Annotated in this window: 18 protein-coding genes; 9 read left to right on the top strand and 9 right to left on the bottom strand. The window is 68.4% G+C overall.

Annotation, left to right across the window (positions count from 1 at the left end; translation table 11 throughout):
- Window positions 1-16: 16 nt before the first annotated feature.
- From HZI36_RS23530 to HZI36_RS23540, 3 genes are all read right to left on the bottom strand, one after another.
- Complete coding sequence (locus HZI36_RS23530; protein ID WP_179405080.1) at window positions 17-1,057, bottom strand: NADP-dependent oxidoreductase; 1,041 nt, start codon at window positions 1,055-1,057, stop codon at window positions 17-19.
- Window positions 1,058-1,846: 789 nt separating this feature from the next.
- Window positions 1,847-2,479: a Dabb family protein gene (locus tag HZI36_RS23535; RefSeq protein ID WP_179405081.1), complete on the bottom strand. Its 633-nt coding sequence runs from the start codon at window positions 2,477-2,479 to the stop codon at window positions 1,847-1,849.
- Window positions 2,469-2,822 (bottom strand): hypothetical protein, encoded by a 354-nt coding sequence (locus HZI36_RS23540; RefSeq protein WP_179405082.1) that lies wholly within the window; start codon window positions 2,820-2,822, stop codon window positions 2,469-2,471. The genes HZI36_RS23535 and HZI36_RS23540 overlap by 11 nt, the downstream gene beginning before the upstream one ends.
- 157 nt (window positions 2,823-2,979) lie before the next feature.
- Here HZI36_RS23540 and HZI36_RS23545 point away from each other — a divergent pair, with 157 nt between their 5' ends.
- Window positions 2,980-4,023 (top strand): helix-turn-helix domain-containing protein, encoded by a 1,044-nt coding sequence (locus tag HZI36_RS23545; protein WP_179405083.1) that lies wholly within the window; start codon window positions 2,980-2,982, stop codon window positions 4,021-4,023.
- A gap of 64 nt (window positions 4,024-4,087) precedes the next feature.
- On the opposite strand, the gene HZI36_RS23550 is transcribed toward HZI36_RS23545, so the two are convergent.
- The 5 genes from HZI36_RS23550 to HZI36_RS23570 are packed head-to-tail and all read right to left on the bottom strand — an operon-like array spanning window position 4,088 to window position 8,061.
- Complete coding sequence (locus HZI36_RS23550; RefSeq protein WP_179405084.1) at window positions 4,088-4,615, bottom strand: acyltransferase; 528 nt, start codon at window positions 4,613-4,615, stop codon at window positions 4,088-4,090.
- 9 nt (window positions 4,616-4,624) lie between these two features.
- Window positions 4,625-5,584, bottom strand: a complete 960-nt coding sequence (locus HZI36_RS23555) for an electron transfer flavoprotein subunit alpha/FixB family protein (RefSeq protein ID WP_179405085.1) — start codon at window positions 5,582-5,584, stop codon at window positions 4,625-4,627.
- 14 nt (window positions 5,585-5,598) lie between these two features.
- Window positions 5,599-6,348 carry an electron transfer flavoprotein subunit beta/FixA family protein gene (locus tag HZI36_RS23560; protein WP_179405086.1) on the bottom strand — a complete coding sequence of 250 codons (750 nt, stop codon included), beginning with the start codon at window positions 6,346-6,348 and terminating at the stop codon, window positions 5,599-5,601.
- 50 nt (window positions 6,349-6,398) lie between these two features.
- A complete protein-coding gene (locus HZI36_RS23565; protein WP_179405087.1) occupies window positions 6,399-7,187 on the bottom strand; it encodes an SDR family NAD(P)-dependent oxidoreductase in 789 nt (262 codons plus the stop codon).
- A gap of 37 nt (window positions 7,188-7,224) precedes the next feature.
- On the bottom strand, window positions 7,225-8,061 hold the full coding sequence (locus tag HZI36_RS23570; RefSeq protein ID WP_179405088.1) for an alpha/beta fold hydrolase: 837 nt from the start codon (window positions 8,059-8,061) through the stop codon (window positions 7,225-7,227).
- Between the two features lie 190 nt (window positions 8,062-8,251).
- On the opposite strand from HZI36_RS23570, the gene HZI36_RS23575 reads away from it, so the two are divergent.
- From HZI36_RS23575 to dmpG, 6 genes are all read left to right on the top strand, one after another.
- Window positions 8,252-9,067: an SDR family oxidoreductase gene (locus HZI36_RS23575; RefSeq protein WP_179405089.1), complete on the top strand. Its 816-nt coding sequence runs from the start codon at window positions 8,252-8,254 to the stop codon at window positions 9,065-9,067.
- 122 nt (window positions 9,068-9,189) lie between these two features.
- Complete coding sequence (locus HZI36_RS23580; protein WP_179405090.1) at window positions 9,190-10,752, top strand: DUF1302 domain-containing protein; 1,563 nt, start codon at window positions 9,190-9,192, stop codon at window positions 10,750-10,752.
- A gap of 37 nt (window positions 10,753-10,789) precedes the next feature.
- Complete coding sequence (locus HZI36_RS23585) at window positions 10,790-12,172, top strand: DUF1329 domain-containing protein (RefSeq protein WP_179405091.1); 1,383 nt, start codon at window positions 10,790-10,792, stop codon at window positions 12,170-12,172.
- Between the two features lie 90 nt (window positions 12,173-12,262).
- Window positions 12,263-13,045, top strand: a complete 783-nt coding sequence (gene dmpE, locus HZI36_RS23590) for a 2-oxopent-4-enoate hydratase (protein WP_179405092.1) — start codon at window positions 12,263-12,265, stop codon at window positions 13,043-13,045.
- Between the two features lie 12 nt (window positions 13,046-13,057).
- Complete coding sequence (locus tag HZI36_RS23595; protein WP_179405093.1) at window positions 13,058-13,957, top strand: acetaldehyde dehydrogenase (acetylating); 900 nt, start codon at window positions 13,058-13,060, stop codon at window positions 13,955-13,957.
- A gap of 11 nt (window positions 13,958-13,968) precedes the next feature.
- Window positions 13,969-15,000 carry a 4-hydroxy-2-oxovalerate aldolase gene (dmpG, locus tag HZI36_RS23600; protein WP_179405094.1) on the top strand — a complete coding sequence of 344 codons (1,032 nt, stop codon included), beginning with the start codon at window positions 13,969-13,971 and terminating at the stop codon, window positions 14,998-15,000.
- 125 nt (window positions 15,001-15,125) lie between these two features.
- Here dmpG and HZI36_RS23605 read toward each other — a convergent pair whose 3' ends face one another.
- On the bottom strand, window positions 15,126-15,818 hold the full coding sequence (locus HZI36_RS23605; protein ID WP_179405095.1) for a cytochrome b/b6 domain-containing protein: 693 nt from the start codon (window positions 15,816-15,818) through the stop codon (window positions 15,126-15,128).
- A 213-nt stretch (window positions 15,819-16,031) separates the two neighbouring features.
- On the opposite strand from HZI36_RS23605, the gene HZI36_RS23610 reads away from it, so the two are divergent.
- Together HZI36_RS23610 and glnA are read left to right on the top strand one after the other, a co-directional pair.
- A complete protein-coding gene (locus HZI36_RS23610; RefSeq protein WP_179405096.1) occupies window positions 16,032-16,235 on the top strand; it encodes a hypothetical protein in 204 nt (67 codons plus the stop codon).
- Window positions 16,236-16,245: 10 nt separating this feature from the next.
- A complete protein-coding gene (gene glnA, locus HZI36_RS23615; protein ID WP_179405097.1) occupies window positions 16,246-17,751 on the top strand; it encodes a type I glutamate--ammonia ligase in 1,506 nt (501 codons plus the stop codon).
- The last annotated feature ends 28 nt before the right edge of the window (window positions 17,752-17,779 follow it).

Here is a 17,779-nt window from a genome sequence, read left to right on the forward strand (position 1 = left end):
TATTCGATGTGACGGATCAGCGGTCGAGATCCGCAATGTGCAGCACGAGCTTCGCTTTCGCATCACCCGACTGAACGAGGTCCAGCGCGCGGGCGGCTTGCTCGAAAGGCAGGGTTTCGATGCGCGGCGCGCGCAGTGGCCGCGCTTTTGACTGCGCTTCCGGCTGCACCTCGAAGCGCGCGGCGATCTTTTCGAGGCATGCGCCGCTCGGCATCCGGCTGAACGTCATCGCGGTGCGCAGCCCGCGCCGCGCCGCCGCTTCGGCGGCCGCGGCCACCCGCGGCGCATCCGCCGCGACGAGCGTCATGATGTTGACGAGCGTGCCGCCGGGCGCGAGCAGATCGAGCGCGTCGGGCAGCGTGCCGTTGCCGACCGCGTCGAGCACGAGATCGACGCCGCGCGGCGCCCACGCGCGCACCGCTTCGTGCACCGCTTTGTGCACCGCTTTGTGCACATTCACTGCGCGGTAATCGATGCTCAGGTCGCAGCCGAGCGATTCGACGTACGCGCGGTTCGCCGCGCTGCAGGTCGCGGCCACCGTCGCGCCGGCCTGCTTCGCGAACTGGATCGCGAACGTGCCGACCGCGCCGGCGCCGCCGTGCACGAGCAGCGTCTGGCCGGGCCGCAGGTCGCCGTCGTCGAACACGCCGGCCCACGCGGCGAGCGCAGGGGTCGGCGTGGCGGCCGCTTCCGCCAGGCTCAGCCCGTCCGGCACGCGCACGACCGAATCGCGGCGCACCGCGACGTATTCCGCATACGAACCCCATTTGCCCGCACCGACGTCGGTCTGCGCGAACACGCGCGTGCCGGGCGGCAGATCGTCGACGCCGTCGCCGGTCGCCGCGACGACGCCCGACGCGTCGAAGCCGATCACGAACGGAAACGCGTACTGGATGAACGCGCCGAGGTAGCCTTCGCGGCATTTCCAGTCGGCCGGGTTCACGCCCGCGTACGCGACGCGGATCAGCACTTCGCCCGGCCCGGGAACCGGCGTCGGCAGGTCGGTCATTTTCATTTCGTCGGACGATCCGACGCGGTCTATCGCGATCGCTCGCATTTTGCTGTCTCCTGTCTTGTGTCTTATGTCTTGTGTTCGGGGTGCGGCGTCAGGGCTTCCGCTTGAAGCTCCGCGCCGGACAAAGGGTTTCAGGGTGGCCGGTGGTGGCAGACCTCCGACCCTCGCACGCGACGGTTTAACCACGCGCGGACCTCCGAGCGCCGCGCTCGGCGGTTTGACCTCTGCGCCCGGGCCTCCGACGGCCGTGCCCGACGGTTTGACCTCCGCGCCAGGGCCTCCGAGCGCCGTGCCTGACTGTTCTACCGCTGCGCCCGGACCTTCGAGCACCGTGCACGGCGGTTTGATCTCCTCGCCCGGACCTCCGAGCGCCGAGCACGACGGTTTGACCGCCGCGCCCGGACCTTCGACGGTCGTGCCCGGCGGTTCGACCTCCGCGCCCGGACCTTCGACGGCCGAGTGCACGACGGTTTGACCTCCGCGCCCGGACCTCCGAGCGCCGTGCACGACGGTTTGACCTCCGCGCCCGGACCTCCGACGGCCGCGCTCGACGGTTTGACCTCCACGCGCCGGACCTCCGACGGCCGGGCCCGATGGTTTGACCTCCACGTCCGGACCTCCGACGGCCGGGCCCGACGATTTGACCTCCGCGTCCGGACCTCCGACGGCCGTGCTCGACGGTTTAACCTCCGCGCCCGGACCTCCGACGGCCTTGCTCGACGGTTTGACCTTCGCGCCCGGACCTCCGGCGGCCGTGCTTGCTTACAACCTCCGGCTATCGTCAAACCCCTTGGCAACGGAGGCCTTCACGCAAAAGCCCCGGGCGCGGCGTCAGCCGGCCGCTTCGGTCAGCAGGCTCGATGCGAGCGGACAGAACGCGTGCGAGATCGCCTCCACCGTCCAGTCCGGGCATTCGACGTCGAACCGGCGGTCGACCCAGCCCCAGTGAAACGGATGCATCAGGTATTCGCCGAGCAGGTCGCCAACCTGCGCGAACTCCTGCTGCCACACGTGCGTCCATGGGCCCGGCGACGTCACGCGGCTCAGTCGCCAGTTGCGGATGCCGCGCATGTACGCGGGCATCTGCAGCAGTTCCCGCTCGAGCGCGGCGACCTGCGCGTCGCTCGCCTGCGCGCGCACGCGGAACATCAGCGTGCGCCAGACGCCGTCGCGCAGCCCCGGCTCGCGCAGCCCGCCGTCGATGGCGGCGCAGCTCGCGTGATCGATGCGCGCGATGCCCGGCAGCTCCGCAAGCCCGGCAACAGCGGCGGCGCACGCCGGCGCGCCGTCGTCGACGAGCAGGTCGAGCGTGCAATCGCCCGCGCCCCAGCTCCCTTCGAGATTGCAGCCGACCTCGGCGCGGCGCACGCCGGGCAGCGCCTGCGCGTGCGCCTGCAGCGCGCGGGCGATGTCGCCGGCGGCGGCGCGTTCGTGAACGAACACCTGAGCGGTTTCATGCCGCATGATCGACCTCCGGGGCCGAAAGCGGCGACGGCAGCGGCACATCCGCGTCGGTCATCACGTGCCGGCGCCGCGACTCGCAGATCGCATCGACCGCGGCCCAGAAGCCGAACACGCCGGCGTCGGCGGTCGCGCGCATCCGGTAGTACGCGGGCGCGTCCGGCACTTGCCACGACAGCCACAGCACGTTCGGTTGCCCGGGAATCGCGACGGGCGGCGACACCCAGCGGCCGAGCAACGTCAGCCCGCGCGCCGCATGGCTCGGCAGATACTGGTCGCGCAGCAGCGCCAGCACGTCCGGAATGCGCTCCGGAGCAAGCGTGATTTCATCGAGAATCTGGATCATTCGAAGTTCGTCCGTTCGGATACGTGGCTGGGCCCCTGCGCCGGTCGGGCGAGGCGATGCGCAAAAGACGTGGGTAGAATTGTCCGGTGCGCTCGCGCGGCGGACCCCTACCGGCGCGATCAGCGACCACTATCGCGGCAATCAAAACAGGACTCCAATGAAAACCGGCTCTCCGCCACGTCGCGCGCGCCCACTGCCCGGGCTGGATGCGCGCCTGCTCGACGAACTGAAGCGCAGCGGCGCCGCCGTGCCGCGCGACGGCCACGATCCCCGCGCGCAGCCGCCCGCGCACGGCGACGCGGCCGGCCCGTCGTCCGGCGATTTCATCGCGCTGTACCGGGATGCGATCGAGCGCCTCGAAGCCCAGGTCGCGCGCGGCGACGGCCATCCGCCGATGCGCAAGCGCGAGGTCGACCTGATGTGCCGCTGCCTGCTGAGCAGCCACACGCTCGCCGACGCGATCCGCTGCGCAGCCGATTTCTGCGAGATGCTGAATCCGCGCGCGGGCGCGCTGACGCTGACGGTCCGCGACGCGCGCGCGGCCTTCGAGATGGACTCGCTGCGCCGCGTGCGCAGCTCAGCCGCGTGCCTCGTCGACCTGACGGGCCTGTTCTGCTACCTACAGCTGTTCGGCTGGCTGATCGGGCAGCCGCTGCGTCCCGATGAAGTGTGGCTCGGCCATCCGAGCCGCGACGACGCGGTGCCGCTGCTCGGCGTGTTTAACGCGCCGGTCGCGGTGGGCGCGCCGGCCTACGGCTTCGCGTTCGACGCAACGCTGCTCGCGCGCCGCGTCGTCCGGCAGCCGGCGGAGCTCGATGCGTTCCTCGTGGATTTTCCGTTTCGTCTGATCGACGCGCCGCCGCGCGTCGTGTCGTGGGCGCAGCAGGTGCGCGGCATTCTCGACGCGGCGCTCGCGCGCGAGCACGTGCTGCCGGCGTTGCCGGAACTGGCCGCGGGGTTCGGCGTCAGCGAGCCGACGCTGCGCCGGCGGCTCGCGGCCGACGGCGTCGGCTACCAGGCGCTGCGCGAACGCTGCCTGCGCGACGCGGCCGAGCGATGCCTGCGCGAGACCGACTGGACGATCGCGCGCGTCGCCGCGCATCTCGGGCTCGGCAGCGAGGAGGCGTTTCGCCGCGCGTTCCGGCGCTGGACCGGGCATGCGCCGAGCCATTACCGGCGCGGCGCGCGAGCGCCCGACTGACGCGCAAGCGCCTGACTGACGCGCCTGCGGCCTTGCGCAACGCGCAAGCGCCGGCGCGGCGCGCTCAGCCGTCGAGCCGCTTCATCGTGCGCAGGCAATCCTCGGCGAGCCGCTGATAGATGCGCGTGCCGGCGGCTTTCGCGTCGATCTCGGCATCGGAGAGGCGCCGCACGACGCGGCCCGGCACGCCGGCGAGCAGCACGCCGGGCGGCACGTCGAGGCCGGCCTTCACGAACGCGCAGGCCGCGACGATCGTCGTCGCGCCGATCGTCGCGCCATCCATCACGACCGCGTTCATGCCGATCATCGTGTCGGGCTCGAGCGTCGCGCCGTGCACGATCGCGCCGTGGCCGACGTGGCTGTTCGTGCCGAGCCGGCAGGTCTCGCGGATGCCCACGTGCAGCACGCAGCCGTCCTGCACGTTGCTGCCCTCGCCGACGACGATCGCGCCGAAATCGCCGCGCAGGCTCGCATGCGGGCCGATGTAGCAGCGCGGGCCGATCGTCACGTCGCCGATCACGACCGCGCTCGGATGGACGTACGCGGTGGCGTCGACGCGCGGGCGGATGCCGTTGAATTCGAAGAGCGACATCGGGCGACGTCAGCTCAGGGCCGCGACCGCTTCGGGCACGAGCGTGAACAGATCGCCGACGAGGCCGTAGTCGGCCACGCTGAAGATCGGCGCTTCGGGATCCTTGTTGATCGCGACGATCACCTTCGAATCCTTCATCCCGGCCAGATGCTGGATCGCACCCGAGATGCCGACCGCGATGTACAGCTGCGGCGCGACGATCTTGCCCGTCTGGCCGACCTGGTAGTCGTTCGGCACGAAGCCCGCATCGACCGCCGCACGCGATGCGCCCAGCGCCGCGCCAAGCTTGTCCGCCAGCGGCTCCAGCACCTTCGTGTAGTTTTCGCCGTTGCCCAGGCCACGGCCGCCCGACACGATGATCTTCGCGCTCGTCAGCTCCGGACGGTCCAGCTTCGTCACTTCGCGGCTCACGAACTGCGACACGCCGGCATCCGCCGCCGCGTCGATCTTCTCGACCGCTGCGCTGCCGCCAACGGCTGCTACCGCGTCGAAGCCCGTCGAACGCACCGTGATCATCTTGATCGGGTCCGTCGATTGCACCGTCGCGATCGCGTTACCCGCATAGATCGGGCGCTCGAACGTGTCGGCCGAATCGACCGCCGTGATGTCCGAGATCTGTGCGACGTCGAGCTTCGCGGCGATACGCGGCGCGACGTTCTTGCCCGACGCCGTCGCCGGCGCCAGGATGTGCGTGTAGTTCTTGGCCGGGTCTTGCACAAGCGTCAGCACCGTTGCTTCGACGTTTTCCGCGAGGCCATCGGCCAGCTGCGGCGCGTCGGCCAGCAGCACCTTGCTCACGCCCGAGATCTTCGCCGCCGCCTCCGCCGCGCCCTGCGCGTTATGCCCCGCCACCAGCACATGAACGTCGCCGCCGGCGAATTGACCCACCTCAACCGCCGCCGCCACCGTATTCAGCGTCGCCGCCTTGACCGAAGCACCGTCGTGTTCCGCAATGACCAGAATCGTCATCTCTTTCCTCTCCCTCACAGCACCTTGGCTTCGGTCTTCAGCTTCTCGATCAGCGTCTTCACGTCCGGCACCTTCACGCCCGCCGCGCGCTTCGGCGGCTCGGTCACCTTCAGCGTCTTCAGACGCGACGTCAAATCGACACCCAGCGCTTCCGGCTTCACCGTCTCCAGCGGCTTCTTCTTCGCCTTCATGATGTTCGGCAGCGTCACGTAGCGCGGCTCGTTCAAGCGCAGGTCCGTCGTCACGACGGCCGGCAGCTTCAGCGACAGCGTTTCCGTGCCGCCGTCCACTTCGCGCGCGACGATTGCGTTGTCGCCTTCGACGCCGACCTTCGCCGCGAACGTCGCCTGCGGCAGCCCAGCCAGCGCGGCCAGCATCTGGCCGGTCTGGTTCGAATCGTCGTCGATCGCCTGCTTGCCGAGAATCACCAGCGACGGGCGCTCCTTTTCCACCAGCGCCTTCAGCACCTTCGCGACGCCGAGCGGCTCGACGCCGTCGTTCGCCTCGACCAGAATCGCCCGATCCGCGCCGATCGCCAGCGCGGTGCGCAGCGTTTCCTGCGCCTGCGCGACGCCGACCGACACCACGACCACTTCCGTCGCAACGCCCGCTTCCTTCAACCGCACCGCCTCTTCCACCGCGATTTCGTCGAACGGATTCATCGACATCTTCACGTTCGCGATGTCGACGCCCGTCTGATCCGACTTCACGCGAACCTTCACGTTGTAATCGACCACCCGCTTGACCGCCACTAGCACTTTCAACTGCCTGTCTCCTATTCCGCCACCCGTTGGCGCCGCATCCGCGCGCCGTATCAGCGTGCTGTATACCCGCCGTCGATCACGAGCTCCGCGCCCGTCACGTAACGCCCCGCCGGCGACACCAGATACAGAATCCCGGCCGCGATATCGCGCGGGCTGCCGATCTTGCCGAGCGGCACGCCCGTCTGCAGATACGCGAACACCTGATCCGGATCCTGTCCCATCCGCGTGAACGATTCCTCGAGCATCGGCGTGCGCACGTAGCCCGGATGCACCGAGTTCGCGCGGATGTTCTTCGCCGCATACAGCATCGCGTCGACCTTCGCCATCATCCGCACCGCGGCCTTCGACGCGTGATACGCCGGCACGTCCGGCCCACCGACGATGCCGTACATCGACGACAGGTTCACGATCGACCCGCCGCCCGCCGCGTCGATGTGGGCAATCGCCGCGCGCGTGCACAGGAACACGCCGTTCACGTTCACGTCCTGCACGCGCTTCCACCGCTCGAGCGAGATTTCGTGGGTCGGGATGTTGTCGCCTTCGATGCCCGCGTTGTTCACGAGCACGTCGAGCCGCCCGAAGCGGCCGACGATCTCGCCGAACACGCGTGCGACGTCCGCCTCGTGCGTCACGTCGAGCCGCCAGAAGGTCGCCTGCCCGCCCTCCGCGCGGATCGCTCCGGCCAGCGCCTCGCCCTCCTCCGCCAGCACGTCGAGAATCGCCACGGCCGCGCCCGCGGCCGCCAGCGTACGTGCGGTCTCCGCGCCGATGCCGCGTGCCGCTCCGGTGATCGCGGCCACCTTGCCGCGCATGTCAAACAGTTGTTCGATGAGGCTCATCGTGTCCACCACAGTGTCAGAAGGGTCGAAGCGCGTGTTATCGCGCATTCAGCGTCGCAAGGAAATCGAGGCATTCCCGATTGAAGTAGTCGCGGTGCTCGACCATCACCCAGTGGCCGCACCGGTTCATCAGCGTGAAGCGCGCGTCGCGGCAGCGCTCGAGGAACGTCATCGCGCCGCCGACCGGGTTGAAGCGGTCGTCCGTGCCCCAGAAGCCGAGCACCGGGCAGCGCAGCTCGCCGAGCGCGTCGGTCAGGTTCGGCACGCTCATCGTCGACAGCACCTCGGTCGGCTGCTCCACGCAGACCTTCATCCGCTCGTCGACGAGCGCGTCCGTCACGACCGCCGGGTCGTACACGAGCAGCGTCAGCAGCTCGCGCATCGTGTCGCGATTCATCTGGCGATTGGTGAACAGCTGCACCATCCGCTGAATGCCTTCCATCCGGAAGTACGTTTCCCGATCCTCGACGCCGCCCGGCGCCATCATGATCAGGCCGTCGACGCCTTCCGGGTGATCGAGCGCGTATTTCAGCGCGATCGCGCCGCCGAGCGAGTTGCCGAGCAGCACCGCCGGGCCGATGCCGAGCGCCTCGAGCTGCCCGTGCAGCGCATTGACGAAGAAATCGAGCGTATACGCGACGTCGGACGGCTTCGACGACTGCCCGTACCCCGGCAGGTCGACGACGATCGCGCGATGGCCCGCCGCCGCGAACTGCGGATAGTTGTGCTTGAAGTTGCTGAAACCGCTCGCGCCGGGGCCGCTGCCGTGAATGAACACCACGGGCCGGCCCGTGCCCGCTTCGAAGTGATGGAGCCGCAAGCCGCCGGGCACGTCCGTGAACGTGCCGCTCGGCACTGCCGTTGGGGTGGTCATCGCTGATTGTCTCCTTCGTCGTTCGCTGAAGTCCGCTGAAGTCCTCTTGAGTTCGCTTCAGTCCGCTTCAGTCCGCTGGAATGCGTACCGCGATGATTGCCGCCCGCGCGCGGCCCGGCATCATCCTTTCAGACTACGAAATTGCGCGGCGATCTTCCTATCATCGGCTGGACTTGATCGGAAGAGAACCATGAGCGGATTCGACTACAGCGGCAAGACCGTGCTCGTCACTGGCGGCACGAAGGGCATCGGGCGGCGCATCGCCGAGCGGTTTCTCGCGGCGGGCGCGCGCGTGTTCGTCTGCGGGCGCGGCGCGCCCGACGCACCGCCCGAAGCGGACGGCCGGCGCGCGACGTTCGTCGCGGCCGACCTGCGCGACATCGAGCAGGTCGACGCGCTGCTCGCGACCGTGCGCGACGCGGCGGGCGGGCTGGACGTGCTCGTCAACAACGCGGGCGGCTCGCCGTTCGCGCTCGCGGCCGACGCGTCGCCGCGCTTCACCGAATCGATCGTGCGGCTGAACCTGATCGCGCCGCTGCAGATGGCGCAGCGCGTGAACGCGATCATGCAACGGCAGCCGGGCGGCGGCGTGATGCTGTTCATCGCGAGCGTCAGCGCGTCGCGGCCGTCGCCGGGCACGGCCGCGTACGGCGCCGCGAAGGCGGGCCTCGTGAACGCGGTCACGTCGCTCGCGGTCGAGTGGGCGCCGCGCGTGCGCGTGTGCGCGGTGAGCCCGAGCCTCGTGCTCACCGAATCGGCCGCCGATGGCCATTACGGCGACGCCGACGCGCTCGCCGCGATCTGCGACACGATTCCGGCCGGCCGGCTCGCGACGCCGGACGACATCGCGTCCGCCTGCCTGTTCCTCGCATCGCCGGACGCCGCGTACGCATCGGGCACGAATCTGCGGCTCGACGGCGGCGGCGAGCGGCCGGCGTTTCTCGCGGCCGCGCAGGCGGCGGCGACGCCAGCGTCGCCGGCTGTGTCACCGCCTGTGTCTCGTTAACCGGGCGGCCTAGGGAAGTCCTCTAGTTCATTTTGACGATTCCCGTCTACCGCGATCTCCCTACTCTGCCATCGAGACACCACAACGAGTCGACCGTCGTCGATAACCCCAGAGGAGACACCATGCATCAACGGAATTCGCGCCGTACCGACAAGCGTGCAGCCGCCACGCTATCGACGCTTGCCGCCGCGCTGCTATCGTGCGCGCCCGCCGCACACGCGGGCGACACGATCGATCTGGGCGCCGACACGACACTCGACTACTCGGTCGCGCTCAGCTACGGCCTCGGGATGCGCACGCGCGCGCCGAGCGGCGCGCTGCTCGCGCCCGCGAACATCAACGGCGACGACGGCGACCGCAATTTCGCGAAGAACAAGCTGATCGAGAACCAGGTCGACGTGCTCGGCGAAGTCAACCTGAAGCACGACACCTGGGGCGTGTTCGTGCGCGCCGACACGTTCTACGATCAGGCGTACCACCATTCGAACTACAACGACTCGCCGTTCACGGTCAACCACACCGGCCAGTACAACGACTTCACGAGCGACGCGCGCTACTGGTCGGGCGGCCACACGACGCTGCTCGCCGCGTATGCGTACAACACGTTCCAGATCGGCGCGACGAACCTGAACGTGAAGGTCGGCGATCAGGTGGTCGCGTGGGGCGAGAGCCTGTTCTTCCCGAACATCGCGGGCGCTCAGGGCCCCGCCGACGCGACGAAGTCGTACGTCGCCGGCGCCGAGGTGAAGGACATCCTGCTGCCGGTGCCGCAGATCTCGACGCAATGGCAGATCACGCCGACGCTGAGCCTGCTCGCGTACTACCAGTTCGCGTTCGAGCAGAACAAGCTGACCGCGCCCGGCTCGTACTGGAGCTATTCGGACGTCGTCGGCCCCGGCGCGCAGTACATCATCGGGCCGGGCGGGCTGCAGATTCCGCGCGGCCCCGACGAGAAGCCGAACTCGAACAACCAGTGGGGTATCGGCGCGCGCTGGCGCGTGCTCGGCGACACCGAGCTCGGCCTGTACTACCTGCACTACAACGACATGAACCCGAGCGTCGTCACGTCGTTCTATCCGACGCTCCAGTACCAGGAAACCTATTTCAGCAACATCAAGCTGACCGGCGCGAGCTTCTCGACGCAGATCGGCCCCGTCAACGTCGCGGGCGAAGCGTCGTACCGGCAGGGCGCGGCGGTGCTCGTCAACACGCCGACCGGCGCCGCGGCGACGCGCGCGAACGTCACGCAGGTGAACCTGTCCGGCATCTACTCGATCGGGCCGACGCCGCTCGCGGCATCGCAATCGCTGGTCGGCGAAATCTCGTACGTGCACGCAGGCGGCATTTCGGATGCGCTGGGCTCGACGACGCTGGCGAACTCGCGCAACGCGCTCGCGCTCGAGCTCGCGTGGACGCTCAGCTACAAGAACGTGTTCAACGGCTGGGATCTCGACGTGCCGCTCACCTACACGCACGACCTGTCCGGCACGTCGCCGCTCGCCGGCTCGCTCGGCTCGCTGACGGGCCAGGGCGATCACCGGGTGACCGCGGGCGTCACGTTCACGCGCCTGTCGAACCTGTCGCTGTCGCTCGTCTACGCGAAGTTCCTCGGCTCGCCGAACCCGGTCACGCGTCCGCTCGCCGACCGCGACTACGTGCTGGCCACGGCAACCTACCACTTCTGAGCGGCCCGGCCGCTCGTCATTCAGCAAGAGGATTGTCATGAAGCGAATTCGTCTCCCCCTCATGCGCGCATCGGTGATGGCCGCCTGCGCGATCGTCGCGACGACGTCGTTCTCGAAGATTTCGGAGGATGACCTGAAAGTGCTCGACAGCACGCTGACGCCGATGGGCGCGCAGCGCGCCGCGAGCAAGGACGACGGCGTGCCCGCGTGGACCGGCAAGTGGCTCGGCACGCCGCCCGACGTGCAGTACAAGCGCGGCAACCGCTATCCGGATCCGTTCGCGAACGAGAAGCCGCTGTTCACGATCACCGCCGAGAACATGGCGCAGTACGCGGACCATCTGACCGACGGCCAGAAGGCGATGCTCAAGCGCTACCCGACCACGTTCAAGATTCCGGTCTATCCGAGCCATCGCGACTTCCGCTACGACGACTCGGTGTACAAGGATATCCGCAAGTACGCGCCCGACTCGACGATGACGTCCGATACGAACGGGCTCACGAACGCGCCGCCGCAGGTGCCGTACCCGATCCCGAAGACCGCGGCCGAGCTGCTGTGGAACCAGCGCTTCTCGTCGGCGATCGGCACCGAGCAGGCGATCTACGATCAGGCGGTCGTCTATCCGGGCGGCGACATCGCGTGGGGCAAGGTCCGCTACGACATCTACTCGCCGCGCAACGACGGCAAGTTCGACCCCAAGGTCGACATCAACAACCGCTCGTACTATCGCGTGTCGACCGAGCTGCCGCTGTCCGACCGCGGCACGCTGACCGTCGGCTACGAGAACTGGGACAAGGCCGGCGCGGACAACACGTCGCGCACGTGGGTCTACAACCCGGGCACGCGCCGCGTGCGCCAGGCCCCCGAATACGGCTACGACCAGCCGCAAGGGCCGGGCGGCTTCCGCACCGTCGACGACGATCGCCTGTTCAACGGCTCCGGCGAACGCTACGACTGGAAGATTCTCGGCAAGCGCGAGATCTACGTGCCGTACGACAACTACAAGATCATGGACCCGTCGGTGAAGTACAGCGATCTGCTGACGAAGGGCCACGAGAATCCGGCGTACATGCGCTACGAGCTGCATCGCGTGTGGGTGCTGCAGGCGACGCTCAAGAGCGGCTTCCGCCATCAGTACGCGAAGCGCGAGCTGTACCTCGACGAGGATTCGTGGATCGCGGTGCTCGCCGACAACTACGACGCGCGCGGCCAGCTGTGGCGCACGAACATCGCGACGACGATGTACGCGTTCGACGCGAAGACGTTCTATCCGAGCACGGTGTTCTATCACGACCTGATCTCGGGCGCGTACCTCGCGGACCGTCTGACGAACCAGGGGCCGATGCCGAAGCTCGACAGCAGCCCGCAGTTCACCGAAGCGTATTTCTCGCCGGACGCGATCCGCGGCTCGGGCAACTGAGCGCAACCGAGCATCCGACCCGCCGGGGCGCCGCCCCGGCATGACGATGCCGCCCGCGTGACGCGGGCGTTTTCCATTCGAGGGCCCAACATGTCTTCCCTGTTGCATACCGCGCTCGGCGACGAGCTGTACGCCGCGTGGCGCGCGCGTACGCCGGTCGCGCCGCTGTCGAGCCGGCCGCGCCGGCTGTCGCTCGAGGATGCGTACCGCATCCAGCAGCGCTTCATCGAGCGGCGGCTCGCGCAAGGCGAATCGGTCGTCGGCAAGAAGATCGGCGTGACGAGCCAGGCCGTGCAGGACATGCTCGACGTGCGCCAGCCGGACTTCGGCATCCTGCTGTCCGGCATGCACTACGCGGCCGGCGACGCGATCGCCGCCGATTCGCTGATCGCGCCGCGCGCCGAGGGCGAGATCGCGTTCGTGCTCGCGCGGGACCTGCGCGGCCCCGGCATCACCCGCGACGACGTGATCGCCGCAACCGAGGCCGTCGCGCCGTGCTTCGAGATCGTCGATTCGCGGATTCGCGACTGGGCGATCCGCATCGAGGACACGGTCGCCGACAACGCGTCGTGCGGCGTCTACGTGCTCGGCGACGCGCGCGTCGATCCGCGCGCGCTCGACCTCGCCGCGTGCGAGATGACGATCGAGAAGAACGGTGAGCCGGTCGCGCAGGGCCGCGGCGACGCGGCGCTCGGCCACCCGGCCGACGCGGTCGCGTGGCTCGCGAACACGCTCGCCGCGTTCGGCGTGCCGCTGCTCGCCGGCGAGATCGTGCTGTCCGGCTCGCTCGCGAAGCTGATTCCCGTCGTCGCCGGCGACGCGCTGTCGATGCATATCGAAGGCATCGGCAGCTGTTCCGTCCGCTTTGTCTAACCAGGAAATCCCATGAAGAAGATCAGATGCGCGCTGATCGGGCCGGGCAACATCGGCACCGATCTGCTGTACAAGCTGCGCCGCTCCGCGGTGCTCGAGCCGGTGTGGATGGTCGGCGTCGATCCGGCGTCCGACGGCCTCGCGCGCGCGCGCGAGTTCGGCCTGAAGACCACCGACCAGGGTGTCGACGGGCTGCTGCCGCACGTCGCCGCCGACGACATCCGCATCGCGTTCGACGCGACGTCCGCGTACGTGCACCGCGAGCATTCCGACAAGCTGACCGCGCTCGGCGTGCGGGTGATCGACCTGACGCCCGCCGCGATCGGCCCGTACTGCGTGCCGCCGGTGAACCTCGACGCGCACCTCGACACCGAGCAGATGAACGTGAACATGGTCACGTGCGGCGGCCAGGCGACGATTCCGATGGTCTACGCGGTGTCGCGCGTGCAGCCGGTCGCGTACGGCGAGATCGTCGCGACGGTGTCGTCGAAATCGGTCGGCCCCGGCACGCGCAAGAACATCGACGAGTTCACGCGCACGACGGCCGGCGCGATCGAGCGGGTCGGCGGCGCGCGCCAGGGCAAGGCGATCATCGTGATCAACCCGGCCGAGCCGCCGCTGATCATGCGCGACACGATCCACTGCCTGACCGACGGCCCGCCGGACGTCGACGCGATCACCGCGTCGGTGCACGCGATGGTCAAGGAAGTGCAGCGCTACGTGCCCGGCTACACGCTGAAGAACGGGCCGGTGTTCGACGGCAACCGCGTGTCGGTGTTCATGGAAGTCGAAGGGCTCGGCGACTATCTGCCGAAATACGCGGGCAATCTCGACATCATGACCGCCGCCGCGGCCGCGACCGCCGAGCGCTTCGCCGAACAGATGCTGGCCGCGACGGCCGCCACCGCATGAGGAGCCACGCGATGTCACTTGCAGGCAAGAAAATCACCGTTCACGACATGACCCTGCGCGACGGGATGCACCCGAAGCGCCACCAGATCTCGCTCGACCAGATGCGCACCATCGCGCGCGGGCTCGACGCGGCCGGCGTGCCGCTGATCGAGGTCACGCACGGCGACGGCCTCGGCGGCGCGTCGGTCAACTACGGCTTTCCCGCGCATACCGACGAGGCCTATCTGAGCGCGGTGATTCCGGAACTGAAGCGCGCGAAGGTGTCCGCGCTGCTGCTGCCGGGCATCGGCACCGTCGACCATCTGCGGATGGCGCATGAACTCGGCGTCGGCACGATCCGCGTCGCGACGCACTGCACCGAGGCGGACGTGTCCGAGCAGCATATCGGGCTCGCGCGCACGCTCGGGCTCGATACCGTCGGATTCCTGATGATGGCGCACATGTCGCCGCCGGAGCAGCTCGTCAAGCAGGCGAAGCTGATGGAGTCGTACGGCGCGAACTGCATCTACATCACCGATTCGGCCGGCTACATGCTGCCCGAGGACGTGACCGCTCGGATCGGCCAGGTGCGCGCCGCGCTGAAGCCGGAGACGGAGCTGGGTTTCCACGGGCATCATAACCTGGCGATGGGCGTCGCGAACTCGATCGCGGCGATCGCGGCGGGCGCGAACCGGATCGACGCGGCGGCCGCCGGCCTCGGCGCGGGTGCGGGGAATACGCCGATGGAGGTGTTCGTCGCGGTGTGCACGCGGATGGGGATCGAGACCGGCGTCGACGTGTTCGGCATTTCGGACGTCGCCGAGGATCTCGTCGTGCCGATCATGGACACGCCGATCCGCCTCGATCGCGATGCGCTGGCGCTCGGCTATGCGGGCGTGTATTCGTCGTTCCTGCTGTTCGCGAAGCGCGCGGAAGCGAAGTACGGGATTCCCGCGCGCGACATCCTCGTCGAGCTCGGGCGGCAGCGGCTCGTCGGCGGTCAGGAGGACATGATCGAGGATACGGCACTGACGATGGCAAGGGCGCGGGAGGTCGCGGCCTGATCCTGATCCGGGCGGGCCGGCCGCCGGAACGCGACGGAGCGTAACGGAACCCGGTGCCGGCGCCGGATCGGGCGCGGCCGGGGCCGGAACGGGCGCGGCCGGTGCGCCATGCGTTCATCGCGCGCTCATAAATACGTCGCGAGCAGCGCCACGGCGGCGACCGCCGCCGCCAGCAGCAAAAGCGCCCGCCCCGCCGGCGCGACGCGCGGCGCACGAATGCTGGCCGGAAGCGACTTGCGGCCGGTCAGCATCGGGCGCAGCAGGTTGTGCCCTTTGGCTGCCGCATAGAGCGCGATGGCGAGCACGTGCAGTGCGACCGCCGCGAGCAGCACGTCCCACAGGATAATGTGCAGATCGTCGATTGCGTCGGCGAGCGCCGCCGGCACCCATGGGGTCAGCGGGCCAACGTCCTCGACGTCGTTGTACACGTAGAGCCCGCTCAGCGTCTCGACCGACAGCAACGCGAGCAACAGCAGCACCATCCATCCGCCGGCCGGGTTGTGGCCGACCTCGAGGTCAGGCTCGCGGCGAAACAGCCGCCGCAGGTGCCCGAGCGCGGCCGCGGGCGACTTCAGAAAGCTGCGAAACCGCGCCGTCTCGCTGCCGAAGCAGCCCCACAGCAACCGGAACAGCACGAGCACGAGCAGCGTTTCGCCGACGCGAACGTGCAAGCCGAGCCAGTTGAACCGGATGCTCACATAGGCCGCCGCCACCAGCACGACCATCAGCCAATGAAACAGGCGCGTCGGCAGATCCCAGACCTGCACGCGGCGACGCGCGGGCTGCCCGGCCGGGATGAGCGGGTCGTCACCATCCATGTGTCTGCCCTCGCGCCGGTCGGAGTGGGTGTCCATCAACGGTGAAGTATAGGAGGACACGTGCGGAAGAACGCATGCGGGCGCCTCGAAAAGGGTCGAACACTTGAACATCGGCGCCGCCCAAACCGGTCGCAATGCGTGCGTTTCTATTGCCTAAAATCTATGTTGCATGATCGGACTGATCGAGCTGCCCCCTTTTTCAAGGAGATCGCCATGAATGCGGAAACCAGCGGCAACGTGCGCGCCTTCGTGCAAACAGCGGAACATGCCGGCGCGTTCGTCTGGGTGCTTTCGCTCGTCGATTTCGATGCGCAGACCGTCAAGCGCGCGCTCGTGTCGGAGGACACATACGGCACGGCTGCCGCCGCGAGGGATGCCGGCGAGGCCCGCCTGACCGGCATGCGTGAAGAGCACTGAGCGAACGCCCATGTCCGATACGCAAGCGCCGCCCCGGTCGCCGCCGGCCGTCTCCGTCGACGCGGGCAGTTATCGCGTCGTGCGGCCCGAAAGCGCGCAAGACGTGATCGATCTGGTGCGCAGGCGCGATCTTCAGATCGTCGATCTGAAGTTCAGCGACTTGCCGGGCCAGTGGCAGCACTTCTCGATCACGATGCCCGAAGTTCACGAAGGCCTGTTCGAATCCGGCATCGGTTTCGACGGTTCGTCGATCCGCGGCTTCCAGGAGATCCACGAATCGGACATGCTGCTGCGGCCGGACCCCGCCACCGCGTTCATCGATCCGGTATTCGACACGCCGACGCTGTCGCTGATTTGCGACGTCGTCGATCCGGTGCTGAGGCAACCGTATTCGCGCGATCCGCGCTATGTCGCGAAAAAGGCCGAACATTACCTGAGGCAGACCGGCATCGCGACGACGTGCTACTTCGGCCCGGAGCTCGAATTCTTCATCTTCGACTCGGTCCGTTTCGGGCAGGACCAGCACAGCGGCCACTACTGCGTCGAATCGGCCGAAGGCGACTGGAATACGGGCCGCGACGAAGGCGCGTTCGGCGGCGGCAATCTCGGCTACAAGACCCGCTACAAGGAAGGCTATTTCCCGGTGCCGCCGCAGGACACGCTGCAGGAGATCCGCTCCGAGATCGCGTTGACGCTGCAGCGGGCGGGCGTGCAGGTCGAAGTGCATCACCACGAAGTGGCGACGGCCGGACAGAACGAAATCGACATGCGGTTCGCGGCGCTCACGCAGATGGCCGACAACGTGATGATCTTCAAGTACGTCTGCAAGAACGTCGCGCGCCGGCACGGCAAGGTCGCCACGTTCATGCCGAAGCCGCTCTACGGCGACAACGCGAGCGGCATGCACTGTCACCAGAGCCTGTGGGACGACGAGCGCAACCTCTTCTACGACGCGAGCGGCTGGGCGCTGACGTCGCAGACGTGCCGCTGGTACATCGGCGGCCTGCTGCGGCACGCACCCGCGCTGATGGCGTTCTGCGCGCCGTCGACGAATTCGTACAAGCGGCTGGTGCCGGGCTATGAAGCGCCGGTGAATCTCGCGATGTCGCAGCGCAACCGGTCCGCCGCGGCGCGCATCCCGATGTATTCGGATGCGCCGAATGCGCGGCGCGTCGAGTTCCGCTGCCCGGATCCGTCGGCGAACGCGTACCTCGCGTTCGCGGCGATGCTGATGGCCGGCCTCGACGGCATCGAGAACCGGATCGACCCCGGCGATCCGCTCGACCGGAACATCTACGACCTGCCGCCCGAAGTCGCGCGCAACATCCGCCAGGTGCCGGGCTCGCTCGATGCCGCGCTGCAAGCGCTCGAAGACGACAACGCGTTCCTGCGCAAGGGGGACGTGTTCAGCGACGACCTGATCCGGACGTGGATCGACTTCAAGCGCAGGCGGGAAGTCGATCCGGTCAGGATGCGGCCGCATCCGTGGGAGTTTTATCTGTACTTCGATGTTTGAAGCGGCGTAGCGCGCGGGTTCGAGGACG

Origin of the sequence: Burkholderia guangdongensis (genome assembly GCF_013403875.1) — a bacterium.
In the GTDB taxonomy this organism is placed as follows: Bacteria; Pseudomonadota; Gammaproteobacteria; order Burkholderiales; family Burkholderiaceae; genus Burkholderia; species Burkholderia guangdongensis.